The following is a 13,730-nucleotide window of genomic DNA, read 5'->3' on the forward strand; positions in this document are numbered from 1 at the left end:
GGTCGCCCATCACCGGTCACCGGTCACCGGTCACCGATCGGCTCCTGATCAGTCGTTGATCAACATACTCTTTTTTGGCATGGCGTGCCAAAAATTCTGTCTGTGACAATAAAGGCCGAGGCGGAGCACGGCAAGGAGTACACAATGGCGGCAGCGCGGGGACGTCCGTCCCTGACGGAACATCGGCGCCTTCAGACCCGACTGGAGATCGCGGAGGCCGCGGCGACCCTCTTCGCCGACCGCGGTTACGACACGACGACGGTCGAGGACATCGCCTCGGCCGCGGGCGTCTCCCTGCGCACCTTCTACCGCTACTGCCCGGCGAAGGAGGACGCCCTCACCCCCCTCTACGCCTCCAGCGTCGGCCAACTCGTGGACGTCCTCGCGGAACATCCGGTCGCGGAACCGCTCAGCGCCGCCGTCGAGGCGTCCTTCGGGACCGCGACGGCCGAGCGACGCCTGGAGGACGCCGCCCGGGCCCGTCGGCTGGTCCGGGTCATGGGGACCGTCCCCGCCCTGAAGATGCGCTGGCTCGCCGCGGGCCGGGAGATGCAGGAACGGCTCGCGCCCGCGCTGGCATCCCGCGCACACGCCCCTGTCGACAGTCTCGAGGTGCGTCTGCTGACCACCGCGGTGCTGGATGCGTTCACCGTCACCATGGAGTACTGGGCCTGGCAGGACGAGCCCGAGGAACTCGTCGATCTGATGCGCCGCGCGCTGGCGTTCCTGCGGCTCGACGAGCTCCGGGCGAAGCCCGCGCCGTCCGTCGACAAGTAGTCGGCACGTCCACGCGGGGGTCGACCCCGCGTGACCAACTCCCGTACCGAACCCGGGCGTTGCGCGACATCGTCAGGCCTCTGGGCCCCAGGTCGGCTCGTCACACCGCTCCGCACGGCGGCCGTCGGGCAACCCTGTCAGCCCGGTCGCCGCACCGCAGCCCGGCAGGACTGCGAATCGGGCCAAGCCCTCACCGGGCGAGGACCGGCGTGTCGTTCCGCCCAAGGGATGGAGCGTGCGAAACCACCCGCGAGCCGAGGGGCGCCGACTCGCAGCGGTGCTGGACTGCTTCCGGTAAGGGCGACTGCTCAGGTGAGGAGCACGGCATGGTCAAGGCGGTCTCGCATCCGCTGTTCGCGCGCGTCTACCCGAAGATCAATGCCTATATGGAGGCGCATGGTTCGATCGAGCACCGCCGGGAGTTGCTCGCGGGTGTACGCGGTCGTGTGGTGGAGATCGGCGCGGGTACCGGCGCGAATTTCCGGCACTATCCCACGGAGGTGGACCAGGTCATCGGCGTGGAGCCGGAGCCGAGGCTGCGTGCCCGCGCCGAACGGGCCGCCGCCGACGCTGCCGTGACGGTGGAGGTGCGGCCCGGCCGGGCCGAGCGGTTGCCGGTCGCGGACGGCAGCGTCGATGCGGTCGTGGTGTCACTCGTCCTGTGCACGATCGAGGATGTCCCCGGTGCGCTCGCGGAAGCCGCGCGGGTACTCAGGCCGACCGGTGAGCTGCGCTTCTACGAGCATGTCCGATCTCCGAAGCCCTCCGCCTTCCGATGGCAGCGGCTGTTGAACCCGTTGTGGCGACGGCTGGGCGGCGGCTGCAACCTCACCCGGGACACGGAGCGCGCCATCAGGGAGGCCGGGTTCACCGTCGAGAAGGTGCGCCACTTCGAGTTCCTGCCCGAGGGGCGGCCCCATCCTGCCTCGCCCTCGATCATCGGTGTCGCCCGCCCGCCGGCCGTCGACGAGCGGTAGCGGCGGACGGTCATCAAGCGACCGAGGCGCTGGACCGAGCCGCACCCCGGACAGGGGCGGTCATGACGGTGCGCGTCCGGGTGTACCGCCGCCGTCCGGCTTGGGCGGCGTGTCCTCAGCTCGTCCGGGTCGCCCGCTGCCAGGCCGCATCGCGCAGCAGACGCAGGCCGTTGAGGCCGACGAGGACGGTGGAGCCCTCGTGGCCGAGGACGCCCAGCGGCAGCGGGAGGTCTCCGGCGAGGTCCCAGACGACCAGGGCGCAGAGGAAGACCGCGGCCAGGCACAGGTTCTGGGCGACGAGTCGGCGGGCCGCCCGGGACAGCCCCAACACCGCCGGGACGGTGGCCAGTTCGTCCCGGACGATCACCGCGTCGGCGGTCTCCAGGGCGAGGTCGCTGCCGGCTCGGCCCATGGCGACACCGGTGTGCGCGGCCGCCAGCGCGGGGGCGTCGTTCACCCCGTCGCCCACCACCAGCACCCGCCGCCCGGCCGTCTGCTGTGCGCGTACCGCGTCGACCTTGTCCTGGGGCAGCAGTCCGGCGCGTACGTCGACGATGCCGGTCTCGGCGGCCGGCCGGGCCGCGGCGCGTGGGTTGTCGCCGGTCAGCAGCATCGGCATCCGGCCGGTGAGGGCCTGGAGGGAGGCGACGGTGGCGGCCGCGTCCGGGCGCAGCCGGTCGGCGAGCCCCAACACCCCGGCCGGCACACCGTCCCGCAGGACGACCACGGCGGTGAGTCCGTTCTCCTCCAGCTCCGCGGCGAGTGACCCGGCCGCCGCGGCGGCCGGCCGGCCGGCGGGCAGCAGCCGGGCCGGGGCGCCGACCTCGATGCGCGCGCCGTCGACGGTGGCGCACACGCCGATGCCGGGGGAGGCGGTGAACTCCTCGGCGGCGGGCAGCGACAGGCCCCGTTCGCGGGCGGCGGCCACGATCGCGCGGGCCAGGGGGTGTTCGCCGGCGTGCTCGGCCGCGGCCGCCCAGGTCAGCAGGGTCTCCTCGGTCGGTCCGGGGTCCGGCAGCGGGCGGATCGTGGTTACCTGGGGCGTGCCCTGTGTCAGCGTGCCCGTCTTGTCGAGGGCGACGGTGTCCACCTCGCCGAGGCGTTCCATCACGACGGCGGATTTGACCAGTACGCCGTGCCGTCCGGCGTTGGCGACGGCCGACAGCAACGGCGGCATGGTCGCCAGCACCACCGCGCACGGCGACGCGACGATCATGAAGGTCATCGCCCGCAGCAGGGAACGGGTCGGGTCCGCGCCGAAGAGGAGCGGGACGGTGAAGACGGCGAGGGTGGCGGCCACCATGCCGACCGAGTAGCGCTGTTCGACCTTCTCGATGAACAGCTGTGTCGGCGCCTTGGTCCTGGAGGCCTCGGCGACCATGGCCACGATCCGTGCGATGACCGAATCGCCCGCGTCGCGCGCGACCTCGACCCGCAGCGCGCCGGTGCCGTTGAGGGTGCCGGCGAACACCTCGTCACCGGGCCGCTTGGCCACCGGAAGCGGTTCGCCGGTGATGGTCGCCTGGTCGACCTCGCTGCTCCCGTGCCGTACGTGGCCGTCCGCGCCGACCCGCTCGCCCGGGCGGACCAGGATGACGTCGCCCACCACGAGGTCCGCGGCGGCCACGCTCTCCTCGGCCTCGGGATCGCCGTCGTCGCCGGTCAGCCTGGTCGCGGTGGTCGGTGCGAGATCGAGCAGACCGCGTACCGAGTCCTCGGTACGGGCGGTGGCCAGCGCCTCCAGGGCTCCGGAGCCGGCGAAGATGACGATCAGCAGTGCGCCGTCCAACACCTGGCCGATCGCGGCCGCCCCGATCGCGGCGACGACCATCAGCAGATCGACGTCGAGGGTGCGGTCCTTGAGCGCCCGCAGCCCGGATCGGGCCGGCTCCCAGCCGCCCGCCGCGTACGCCAGCGCGTACAGCGGTCCCCAGGTCCACGCCGGTGCGGCGGTGAGGTGCAGCGGCAGCGCGAGCAGGAACGCGACGGCGGCCGCGGCCGCCCAGCCGACCTCGGGCAGCGCGAAGGCACGGGTGCGCCGGGAGGGTTGCCTACGGGGCGGGGCCGGGTGGGGTGGACGCCGCAGTACTGCGGAGGGCGCGACAGAAGGCATGGCGGATCAACCCTTCACGGGTGCGGGGACCGGCAACCCCACCACCGTACAGGAATGAATGAAGAGGTCTTCATCTTTCGCCGCTAGGATGGCTCCATGGGCCACGGAATGGACAACCGCAGCACCACCCGCGAACGCCTGGACGCCGTCGGGGTCGCCGATGTCGCCGCGACACTCCAGGCCCTGTCCACACCCTCCCGGCTGCGCATCCTCGCCCGCCTCCAGGAGAGCCCCTGCGCGGTCGGCGACCTCGCCGCCGCCGTCGGCATGGAGCAGTCCGCCTGCTCCCATCAGCTCCGGCTGCTGCGCAACCTCGGCCTGGTTACCGGCGAGCGCAACGGCCGCTCGATCGTCTACGCCCTCTACGACCACCACGTCGCCGAGCTGCTCGATCAGGCGCTCTTCCATGTCGAGCATCTGCGCCTGGGGCTGCGTGACGCTCCATCAGAAGCACCGGACGCGGTGCGCCGCTGACGGCCGGCCGCCGTGTAGCCTTCGCATACCACGCGCATTTCACATACAGCTCGTATGCCGTGCCGTCGATGTGCGTGGATCTTCACGAGTGGGGGAGCGGGCGATGCAGTCGGGGCGCGAGAAGGCCTACGCGTATCTCAAGGACACCGTGCTGACCGACCCGGATATGCAGGACCGCTTCCTGTCCGAGCAGGAGATCGCCGACCGGATCGGCGTCTCGCGCACCCCCATCCGCGAGGCCCTGCTGCTGCTCGCCGCCGAGGACCTGGTGCGGCTGGTCCCCAAGCGCGGGGCGCACATCCCCCCGCTGTCCGGCCGGGAGATCGCCGAACTGATGGAGATGCGCGGTCTGATCGAGCGCTTCGCCGCCGAGCGCACGACGGCCGAAGGCACCGCGCCCATCGACGAGATGACCGGCATCCTCGCCCAGCAGGACGCCCTGCGCGGCGCCGACAGCGTCCAGGAGTTCCTCGCCGCCGACCTGCGCTTCCACGTCGCCCTGGTCGCCGCCGCCGGCAATGCGCTGATGAGCCGTCAGTACGCCGCCCTGCGCAGCCGCCAGACCAGGGTCGGCGCGATCCGGCTCTTCCGCTCCGACCACCGCCGGCACGAGATCCTCACCGAACACCGCCGGATCCTCGACGGACTGGCCGCCGGCGACGCCGCGGCCGCCTGCGCGGCCATCGACCGCCACCTCCAGGCGACCCAGCGCATCCTGCTGGCCGCCTGACCGGCCGCCGCGGTGCGGGGCCTGGGAGAAGACGCCCCCTACAGCCGGCGGTTGTCCAGCACGGCCACGGCCCGTCGCACCCGCTCGGTCTCCTCGATGTCCGCGTCGGCGACCAGCAGTTCCGGCGCGCTGCCCAGCTGGGCGCGGACGGTCCCGTCGGGGCCGACCAGCACGCTGCGCCCGACGCCGGTCGGGGCCTTGGTACGTGCCTCCGGATCGGCCGCCGGGTCCGGGGCGGCCTGGCCGACGGCCGCCAGCCACACCGTCGCGTCCAGGGCGCGGGCCCGCACCAGCAGGTCCCACTGCGCGCGCTTGCCCGGTCCCGCGCCCCAGGCGGCGGGCAGCACCGACACCGTCGCCCCCGCGTCGGCGTGGGCCCGGAAGAGCTCCGGGAAGCGCAGGTCGTAGCAGGTCGCCAGGCCCACCCGGACCCCGTCGACGTCGACGGTGACCACACGCGTGCCCGCCGCGACCGTGTCGGACTCCCGGAACCCGAAGGCGTCGTAGAGGTGGATCTTGTCGTAGGACTCCTCGACCTCGGGCCCGGTGGCCAGCAGGGTGTTGGCGACCCGCCCGTCGGGCGCCGGGGTGAACATGCCCACCACCACCGTCACCCCCGTCTCGCGGGCGACGGAGCGCACACCCTCCGCCCACGGCCCGTCCAGCGACTCCGCCACCGGCCCGAGCGGCACCCCGAACCGCACCATGGAGGCCTCGGGAAGAACCGCGAGCCGTGCCCCCTCGCGGGCCGCGCGGCGCACCTGCTCCACCACCGCCGCGAGATTCTCCTTCGGGTCGGTCGATGCCGTCATCTGGCACAGCGCGATACGCATGCGATCTCTTCCCTCTTCCCTCGTGCTTCCCTTGCGCCCATCCTGCCCGAACCGCGTACGGGAACGGCCCGCCCCGGGGATCCCGGGCCGGGCCGTTGCGGCACCGAAGGTGCTACCGGGTCCCCGTCCCCGCGACCTCCTCCGGGCGCAGCAGGGCCGCGAGCCGCTCCGCCGGGAGCAGTCCCTGCTCCAGGACCAGTTCGGCGACGCCGCGCCCGGTGGCGAGGGCTTCCTTGGCGATCGCGGTGGCGGCGGTGTACCCGATGTGCGGGTTGAGGGCGGTGACCAGCCCGATGGAGTTCTCCACGCTCGCGCGCAGGGTCTCGGTGTTGGCGGTGATGCCCACCACGCAGCGCTCGGCGAGGGTGCGGCAGGCGGCACCCAGGTGGGTGATGCTCTCCGAGAGGGAGTGCAGGATGATTGGCTCGAACGCGTTGAGCTGGAGCTGGCCCGCCTCGGCGGCCATGGTGATGGTGACGTCGTTGCCGATGACCTCGAAGGCGACCTGGTTGACGACCTCCGGGATCACCGGGTTGACCTTGCCGGGCATGATGCTCGAACCGGCCTGCACCGGCGGCAGGTTGATCTCCGCGAGGCCGGCGCGCGGGCCGGAGGACAGCAGCCGCAGATCGTTGCAGCTCTTGGAGAGCTTGACGGCGATGCGCTTGAGGACGCCGGAGAGATGGACGAACGCCCCGCAGTCCTGCGTCGCCTCGACGAGGTTGGCGGCGGTGACCAGCGGCAGGCCGGTCAGCGCGGCCAGGTGGTCGCGGGCCGCCGCTGCGTAGCCCTTGGGCGCGTTGAGGCCGGTGCCGATGGCGGTGGCGCCGAGGTTGATCTCGTGGATGAGCAGTACCGCCTCGGCCAGCCGGCTCTGGTCCTCCTCCAGCATCACCGCGTACGCCGAGAACTCCTGTCCCAGCGTCATCGGCACCGCGTCCTGGAGCTGGGTGCGGCCCATCTTGAGGACGTCGCGGAACTCCTCGGCCTTGGCGGCGAAGGCCTCGCGCAGCACGGTCATCGCGTCGAGCAGCTCCCGTACGGCGCTGATCGTGGCCACGTTCACCGCGGTCGGGTAGACGTCGTTGGTCGACTGGCTGAGGTTGACGTGCTCGTTGGGGTGCAGGTGGCGGTAGTCGCCCTTGTCGTGGCCCAGGATCTCCAGGGCCCGGTTGGCGATCACCTCGTTGGCGTTCATGTTCGTCGAGGTGCCGGCACCGCCCTGGATGACGTCGACGATGAACTGGTCGTGCAGCCGGCCGTCGACCCGGATCTCGCGGCAGGCGGCGGCGATGGCGTCGGCCCGCTCGGCATCGAGCAGTCCGAGGTCCTGGTTGGCGCGGGCGGCGGCCTCCTTGACGGCGGCGAGCGCGTTGATCAGGTGCGGGTAGGCGGAGATCGGCGTACCGGTGATGGGGAAGTTCTCCGCGGCGCGCAGGGTGTGCACGCCCCAGTACGCGTCGGCGGGTATCTCTCGGTCGCCGAGCAGATCGTGTTCGCGGCGGTGGGCGGCGGCGGTCATGGTGCGGGTGGTCCTTTGCGAGGTGGGAGGCGACGGGCGCCGTGAGGGGTGAGTGGGCGCGGCCCAGGGAGAGGTGACGTGGTGTCAGGAAGGGGTGGGTCGGTCGTCGGCGGCCGGCGGGGCGAGCGCGCCCGCCGCCCGGAGCGCCCCGACCGGGGCGCCGCCACCGATGACCGGTGTGGCGGCGAAGGGCGCGAGGACCTCGGGATCGATCCCGCAGCGGGCCAGGGCCGCCGCCGTCACCGGCATCCGGGCGCGGTCGGCGCCGTCGGCGATCTTCACGCCGACGGCCCGCCCGTCCGGCAGCGCCGCGATCTGCACGCCCTCGAAGCCGTCCTTGGCGAGCAGCCCCGGTACGGCCCGCACCAGCCGGGCGACGTCCCGTCCGCTCCCGGAGACCATCTTGGGGTGCTCGCGCATGGCGTGGGCGATCCGGCCCTCGTCGGTGCCGGGAGCGGCGGTCGCCAGGCGGGCGGCGGCCCGGGTCAGGCCGTGCAGCGAGACGGCGAACAGCGGTGCGCCGCAGCCGTCGACGGTGACGCGCGCGATGCCCTGACCGGTGAGGTCCTCGACGGCCGCGGCGATCTCGACCTGCAGCGGGTGCTCCGGGTCGAGGTAGTCCGCCAGCCGCCAGCCCCGGGTCCGGGCCGTCAGCAGCATGGCGGCGTGCTTGCCCGAGCAGTTCTGGGCGAGCCGGGTGGGGCCGAGACCCCGCCCGATCCACTCGTCCCGTACGGCGCTCCCGTACGGCAGGTCGGGGACGTTGCGCAGGTCGTCCTCGGCCAGACCGGCGGTGGCGAGGATGCGCCGGGCGGTGGCCAGGTGCCGCTCCTCGCCGGAGTGGCTGGCCGCGACCAGCGCCAACGCCTCGTCGTCCAGGGGCGGCAGCCCCGCGCGCAGCAGGCCGACCGCCTGGACCGGCTTGAGCGCCGAGCGCGGGTAGAAGGCGGCCTCGATGTCGCCCGTCTGGAACGCAACGCTCCCGTCGGCCGCCAGGACCACCACCGATCCGTGGTGGACGCCCTCGACGATGCCGCCGCGCACCACATGGGCGACGGGAGCGTGAGCCGGTTCGCGGACCTCGGGCGGTGCCTGGGGAGCGCGGTGCGGCAGGGTGGTGCTCTGACTCATGATCGGTTTCTCGGTGCTTTCGGTGCTCTAGGGGTTGTCGGTGTGGTGGGTGCCCGCGGCGTCCTGACGTCCCGCCGCATCCCGTACGGTCCCGACCCGGCCCCGTACCAGGAACCAGCCGCCGACCAGCGCGGCCACGATCAGGGGCAGGGAGAGGATGGTGGTCCGGCCGGCGCCGCCGTCGGCCCACATCAGGACCAGGACCATGGCGAGGAAGGCCAGGGTGACGACCTCGGTCCACGGGGAGCCGGGGAGCCGGTAGCTCGGGCGGACGAGCTGCCCGGCCCGCGTCTTCCGCCAGAAGAGCAGATGACAGAGCATGATCATGGCCCAGGTGCTGAGGATGCCGATCGCCGCGAAGTTCAGCACGATCTCGAACGCCTCGCTGGGCACGACGTAGTTCAGGCCCACGCCCAGCACACAGACCCCCGACGTGAGCAGGATGCCGCCGTAGGGGACATGGCTGCGGCTCATCACGCCGGTGAACCGCGGTGCGGAACCGGACATCGCCATCGAGCGTAGGATGCGGCCGGTGGAGTAGAGGCCGGAGTTGAGGCTGGACATCGCGGCGGTGAGCACCACGAGGTTCATCACGCCGCCGGCCGCGGGCACCCCCACGTTGGACAGCACGGTCACGAAGGGGGACTCGCCGGCCGAGTACGCGTTCCAGGGCAGCAGCATCGTCAGCAGGACCACCGAGCCGACGTAGAACACTCCCACCCGCCACATGATGGAGTTGATCGCCTTGGGCATGACCTTCTCCGGCTCCGCCGTCTCACCCGCCGTGACGCCGACCAGCTCGACCGAGGCGTAGGCGAAGACGACGCCCTGGACGACCAGCAGCATCGCCATCGTCCCGGTGGGGAAGACCCCGCCGTTGTCGGTGATCAGGGAGGGACCGGGGGAGTGGCCGGCGACCGGGTGCTGGGTGACCAGCAGGAAGATGCCGATCAGCATGAAGACGACCAGCGCGCCGACCTTGACGATCGCGAACCAGAACTCCAGCTCACCGAAGATCTTCACGGAGATCAGGTTCACGGCCAGCACGACCGCGAGCGCGATCAGGGCGATCACCCATTGCGGGATGTCGGAGAACATGCCCCAGTAGTGGGTGTAGGTCGCCACCGCCGTGATGTCGGCGATGCCGGTGGTCGCCCAGTTCAGGAAGTACATCCAGCCCGCGACGAACGCCCCCTTCTCGCCGAGGAACTCCCGGGCGTAGGAGACGAAGGCGCCCGAGGACGGGCGGTGCAGTACCAGTTCTCCCAGCGCGCGGACCACGAGGAAGGCGAAGACACCGCAGACCGCGTACGCCACGGCCAGCGAGGGCCCGGCGCCGGCCAGCCGGCCGCCCGCACCGAGGAACAGCCCGGTGCCGATCGCGCCGCCGATGGCGATCATGTTGACGTGCCGGGACTTCAGCGACTTGCTGTAGCCGACGTCTCCCGCGTCGACGTGCCGGGGTCCGGTCCGCTGTTCGGGCTGCGGTTCCGCTGTCCGGAGGTGCTGCTCGCTCATGCCGGGACCTCGCTTCGCTCGGCCGCGGCTGCGCGGGACGCGCACCGTGCCATGGTGATCTCGCTGCGGTGGCTCACGCGTGATCCTCATTTCCTGTGGGAGGGCTCGTGCGGTGGGGCGGCCGCACGATGGTGGTCAGCGTCGACTCGACGCGTGCCAGGTGGTGCTCCATGGCCTCGGCCGCATCGTGCTCGGACTGGTCGATCAGCGCCTCGACGATCGCCCGGTGCTCCCGGTTCGCCTGCTCGCGCCGTCCGCCGAGCTCGTTGAGGAAGGCCGACTGCCGGGCCAGTGCGTCGCGGATCTCCTCGATCACCCGCCGGAAGACCGGGTTGCGGGCCGCCTGGGCGATGGCGAGGTGGAAGAGCGTGTCCATGGCGACCCAGGCGGTGGTGTCGGTCTCCCGCTCCATCCGCTCCAGCAGGTGACCCAGCTGGTCGAGGTCCTCGGGGGTGCGGCGCACCGCCGCGTAACCGGCCACCGGGATCTCCACGTGCCGGCGTACTTCGAGGAGGTCGCTGGCCGCGTAGTCGCCGAAGGTGGGGTCGGCGACCGCGCCGTCGGAGACGACGAAGGTGCCCTTGCCGGTGCGCGACACCGTCAGCCCCATCGTCTGGAGCGCCCGCAGGGCCTCGCGGAGCACGGGTCTGCTCACTTCCAGACGACGGCAGAGCTCTGCTTCCGAAGGGAGCTTCTCCCCGACCGCGTAGTCGCCCCGCTCGATGGCGCCGCGCAGATGGTTCAGTACCGCTTCCATCGCGCTGACCCGCCGGGGCACATCGCCAGCTGTCTGGCTGTCTGACAGGTTCACCCCGGGATCGTCGAGTCCGGTGGGGGGCGCTGTCAAGGGGTGTGACGGTCTCCGTGGAAGTCCGGACGGCTGACAACCTTGTCGTAGCGCTCCGTCACCAGATGACCGCGCGGCACGGAGGGTGCGGGCGGGGGTGCCGGGCGGGCCGGGGGCCTACGGCGTACGTGGTCGATGCCGGCGGCCCGGGGGCGTCACTGCGCGTCCGCCCACTGGTAGCGGTGTTCGGGCCGCCCGGTGTCGCCGTATTTGAGCGTCAGGGCGATATGGCCGCTGCGCTCCAGATGCTTGAGGTAGCGCTGGGCGGTGGAGCGGCTGACGCCGGAGCGTTCGGCGACCTCGTGCGCGGACAGTGGCTGCCCGGCCTCGTCCAGGACGCGCCGGATCAGGTCGACGGTGGCCGCCGAGTGGCCTTTGGGCAGCTCGGTGTGCGGGGGCCCGGCGGTCCGGAAGGCGCCGAAGATCCGGTCGACCTGCTCCTGGCCGGCCTCGCCGCGGCCGCCCACCCCCGCGACCGTGCGGCGCAGCGCGGCATAGCCGTCGAGCTTGGCGCGCAGCCCGGAGAAGCCGAAGGGCTTGACGAGGTACTGCAGCGCACCGGAGCGCAGGGCGTCCTGGATCGTGCTCACATCGCGGGCCGCCGTCACCATGATCACGTCCGCGCGGTGGCCCAGCTGCCGCAGCCGCCGCACCAGGGCCAGGCCCGTCTCGTCCGGGAGGTAGTGATCGAGCAGCACCAGGTCGACCGGGGTGCGCTCCAAGGCGGCCAGCGCCTGGGCGGCGGTGTGGGCGCGGCCGGTGACACGGAAGCCGGGGACCTGCGAGACGTACGCGGCGTTGATCTCGGCGACGTGGAAGTCGTCGTCGACGACCAGGACATCGATCATCTCGCCGTTCCGTTCGTGGTGGCTGCGCTCTCCTGGCCGCTCAGGGCCGTGGCGAGCGCGTCGGGCAGGACGACGGTGAACACCGCACCGCCGCCCGCGCGGGCGGTCACCCGGGCCATCCCGCCGTGGCGCTCGGCGAGCCGGCGCACCAGCGCCAGGCCGATGCCCCGGCCGCGGTGGAAGGCCACCGGCCCCCTGGCGGCGCGGTCGCCCCGGTCCGGCGCCGCGGCCTTCGTGGTCCAGCCCTCGGCGAAGATCCGCTCGCGCAGCTCGGGCGGCACCCCCGGCCCGGTGTCCGAGACCCGCAGCACGGCCGTGGTTCCCTCGGCGCGCAGCTCCACCTCGACGAACGGCCGCTCGCGGCGGTGGCCGGCGGCGGCGTCCAGTGCGTTGTCCAGGAGATTGCCCAGTACGGTCACCAGGTCGCGCGGGTCGACGACCGCGTCGGGCAGCAGCGTCGAGGGCGACACCCGCAGCGACACCCCGCGCTCGGCGGCGATGGCCGCCTTGCCGACCAGCAGCGCCGACAGCAGCGGGTCGTGCACCCGCTCGGCGATCTGCTCGGCGGACGCCCGGTGGGCGCCGGCCACTTCGGTGACGAACTCCACCGCCTTGTCGTGCCGGCCCAGTTCCAGCAGTCCGCGCACGGTGTGCAGCTGGTTGGCGTGCTCGTGGTCCTGGGCCCGCAGCGCGTCCAACAGCCCCTGGGTGCTGTCCAGTTCACGGCCCAGCAGCTCCAGCTCGGTGCGGTCCCGCAGCGTCACCACGGCGCCGCCGTCCCGTGTCGGCACCCGGTTCGCGATCAGCACCCGGCCACCGCACACGGCCAGCAGATCCGTTCCGTCCACGCGTCCGGCCAGCACCTCCGTCGTCCGGCCCGGCGGCAGCACCTCGTCCAACGCCCGTCCCGCGGCCTCCGCACCGAGCCCGAGCAGCCGCCCGGCCTCGTCGTTGACCAGCCGGATCCTGCCCCGCCGGTCGAAGGCCACCACGCCCTCACGGATGCTGTGCAGCATCGCCTCGCGCTCGTCGAGCAGTGCGGAGATGTCGGCGAACGCCACGCCGTGCGTACGGCGGCGGAGCCGGCGGGAGAGCGCGACCGCGGCCAGCACGCCGACGGCCAGTGCCGCGCCGGCGTACCGCAGCACGGTGGGGATGGTGCCCAGCAGCCGCCCCCGGACGCTGTCGTAGGCGATGCCGACCGAGACCGCGCCGACGATCCGGCCGCGGGCGTCGCGCAGCGGCACCTTGGCGCGGGCCGAACGCCCCAGCGTCCCGGTGTCGATCTGCCGCACCTCCTGACCGGCCAGGGTGCGGCTCGGGTCGGTGGAGACATGCCGGCCGATCTCGGCGGTGCGGGTGTGCGACCAGCGCACCCCGCGGGTGTCCATCACCACGACGTACAGCGCCCCGGTCGCCCTGCGGATCCGCTCCGCTTCCGCCTGCACCGGGCCGCGGGCATCCGGCTCGGTGGCGACGAGCCGGCGGGCGAGGTCCGGATCGGCGGCCGCGGTCTGGGCGATGGACAGCGCCCGCCGCATCGCCTGGTCGTCCAGCTCGGAGCTGAGCGGGGCGAGGAACAGGCTGGTGGCGAGCACCAGCACGCCGGTGGTGAGGGTCACCTGTGCCGTCAGCACCTGCGCGAAGACGCGCCGGGGCCAGTGGATCCGCATGGGTCTCCCTCGTCTCGGGCCCTCCGCGCCCTCGCGGAACCGACGTCTTCTCCTCAGGGGTTGTCCGACGGGCCATGGCCGGGCCTCTCGGGCCCTGACCCATCGGTCAGACCCTACGCCGCAACGCCCGCGACATGAGCCGTTCGTGAGCAACTGCCCACCCCCTGTATCGCGGTTGTCGTTTTTAGGGCCTGTCCGATGGGTCATGGCCGGGTCCGCGGCGTCTGGCACGGCACCTCGCGGCGTTGCCGAAACGTCCCGAGAGCTCCGCTATCGAGACGCTCCGG

The 13,730-nt window shown here is 72.6% G+C and carries 12 protein-coding genes; 4 read left to right on the forward strand and 8 right to left on the reverse strand.

Translation table 11 applies throughout. The features are described from left to right. The first annotated feature begins 144 nt into the window (after positions 1-144). Complete coding sequence (locus ACFWZH_RS32225; RefSeq protein WP_384439343.1) at positions 145-777, forward strand: TetR/AcrR family transcriptional regulator; 633 nt, start codon at positions 145-147, stop codon at positions 775-777. 326 nt (positions 778-1,103) lie between these two features. Continuing rightward, entirely contained in the window at positions 1,104-1,754 is a 651-nt protein-coding gene (locus tag ACFWZH_RS32230) for a class I SAM-dependent methyltransferase (RefSeq protein ID WP_384439346.1), read from the forward strand. Between the two features lie 115 nt (positions 1,755-1,869). Here the strand turns inward: ACFWZH_RS32230 and ACFWZH_RS32235 are convergent, their stop codons facing one another. After that, positions 1,870-3,867: a heavy metal translocating P-type ATPase gene (locus ACFWZH_RS32235; protein WP_384439349.1), complete on the reverse strand. Its 1,998-nt coding sequence runs from the start codon at positions 3,865-3,867 to the stop codon at positions 1,870-1,872. Between the two features lie 96 nt (positions 3,868-3,963). Here ACFWZH_RS32235 and ACFWZH_RS32240 point away from each other — a divergent pair, with 96 nt between their 5' ends. Next, positions 3,964-4,341, forward strand: a complete 378-nt coding sequence (locus ACFWZH_RS32240) for an ArsR/SmtB family transcription factor (protein WP_384439352.1) — start codon at positions 3,964-3,966, stop codon at positions 4,339-4,341. 103 nt (positions 4,342-4,444) lie between these two features. Then, positions 4,445-5,071 carry a GntR family transcriptional regulator gene (locus tag ACFWZH_RS32245; protein ID WP_384439355.1) on the forward strand — a complete coding sequence of 209 codons (627 nt, stop codon included), beginning with the start codon at positions 4,445-4,447 and terminating at the stop codon, positions 5,069-5,071. 38 nt (positions 5,072-5,109) lie between these two features. Here the strand turns inward: ACFWZH_RS32245 and ACFWZH_RS32250 are convergent, their stop codons facing one another. From ACFWZH_RS32250 to ACFWZH_RS32280, 7 genes are all read right to left on the reverse strand, one after another. Beyond that, entirely contained in the window at positions 5,110-5,904 is a 795-nt protein-coding gene (locus ACFWZH_RS32250; protein WP_384439358.1) for a carbon-nitrogen hydrolase family protein, read from the reverse strand. A gap of 112 nt (positions 5,905-6,016) precedes the next feature. Then, positions 6,017-7,426 (reverse strand): aspartate ammonia-lyase, encoded by a 1,410-nt coding sequence (gene aspA / locus ACFWZH_RS32255; RefSeq protein ID WP_384439361.1) that lies wholly within the window; start codon positions 7,424-7,426, stop codon positions 6,017-6,019. Between the two features lie 84 nt (positions 7,427-7,510). Further along, a complete protein-coding gene (locus ACFWZH_RS32260) occupies positions 7,511-8,557 on the reverse strand; it encodes an asparaginase (protein ID WP_384439364.1) in 1,047 nt (348 codons plus the stop codon). A gap of 27 nt (positions 8,558-8,584) precedes the next feature. After that, a complete protein-coding gene (locus tag ACFWZH_RS32265; RefSeq protein WP_384439367.1) occupies positions 8,585-10,075 on the reverse strand; it encodes an amino acid permease in 1,491 nt (496 codons plus the stop codon). 73 nt (positions 10,076-10,148) lie between these two features. Beyond that, a complete protein-coding gene (locus tag ACFWZH_RS32270; RefSeq protein WP_384439369.1) occupies positions 10,149-10,886 on the reverse strand; it encodes a FadR/GntR family transcriptional regulator in 738 nt (245 codons plus the stop codon). Positions 10,887-11,077: 191 nt separating this feature from the next. Then, entirely contained in the window at positions 11,078-11,770 is a 693-nt protein-coding gene (locus ACFWZH_RS32275) for a response regulator (RefSeq protein ID WP_384439372.1), read from the reverse strand. Next, a complete protein-coding gene (locus ACFWZH_RS32280) occupies positions 11,767-13,443 on the reverse strand; it encodes an ATP-binding protein (protein WP_384439375.1) in 1,677 nt (558 codons plus the stop codon). Before ACFWZH_RS32280 ends, ACFWZH_RS32275 begins: the two co-directional genes overlap by 4 nt. Between the last annotated feature and the right edge of the window lie 287 nt (positions 13,444-13,730).

Source organism: Streptomyces sp. NPDC059008, from assembly GCF_042749045.1.
Classification (GTDB): domain Bacteria; phylum Actinomycetota; class Actinomycetes; order Streptomycetales; family Streptomycetaceae; genus Streptomyces.

Bases quoted from the DNA above. Each gene is read 5' to 3' on its own strand.
- ACFWZH_RS32225 (WP_384439343.1), top strand. From the start codon at position 145: ATGGCGGCAGCGCGGGGACGTCCGTCCCTGACGGAACATCGGCGCCTT.
- ACFWZH_RS32230 (WP_384439346.1), top strand. From the start codon at position 1,104: ATGGTCAAGGCGGTCTCGCATCCGCTGTTCGCGCGCGTCTACCCGAAG.
- ACFWZH_RS32235 (WP_384439349.1), bottom strand. From the start codon at position 3,867: ATGCCTTCTGTCGCGCCCTCCGCAGTACTGCGGCGTCCACCCCACCCG.
- ACFWZH_RS32240 (WP_384439352.1), top strand. From the start codon at position 3,964: ATGGGCCACGGAATGGACAACCGCAGCACCACCCGCGAACGCCTGGAC.
- ACFWZH_RS32245 (WP_384439355.1), top strand. From the start codon at position 4,445: ATGCAGTCGGGGCGCGAGAAGGCCTACGCGTATCTCAAGGACACCGTG.
- ACFWZH_RS32250 (WP_384439358.1), bottom strand. From the start codon at position 5,904: ATGCGTATCGCGCTGTGCCAGATGACGGCATCGACCGACCCGAAGGAG.
- aspA (WP_384439361.1), bottom strand. From the start codon at position 7,426: ATGACCGCCGCCGCCCACCGCCGCGAACACGATCTGCTCGGCGACCGA.
- ACFWZH_RS32260 (WP_384439364.1), bottom strand. From the start codon at position 8,557: ATGAGTCAGAGCACCACCCTGCCGCACCGCGCTCCCCAGGCACCGCCC.
- ACFWZH_RS32265 (WP_384439367.1), bottom strand. From the start codon at position 10,075: ATGAGCGAGCAGCACCTCCGGACAGCGGAACCGCAGCCCGAACAGCGG.
- ACFWZH_RS32275 (WP_384439372.1), bottom strand. From the start codon at position 11,770: ATGATCGATGTCCTGGTCGTCGACGACGACTTCCACGTCGCCGAGATC.
- ACFWZH_RS32280 (WP_384439375.1), bottom strand. From the start codon at position 13,443: ATGCGGATCCACTGGCCCCGGCGCGTCTTCGCGCAGGTGCTGACGGCA.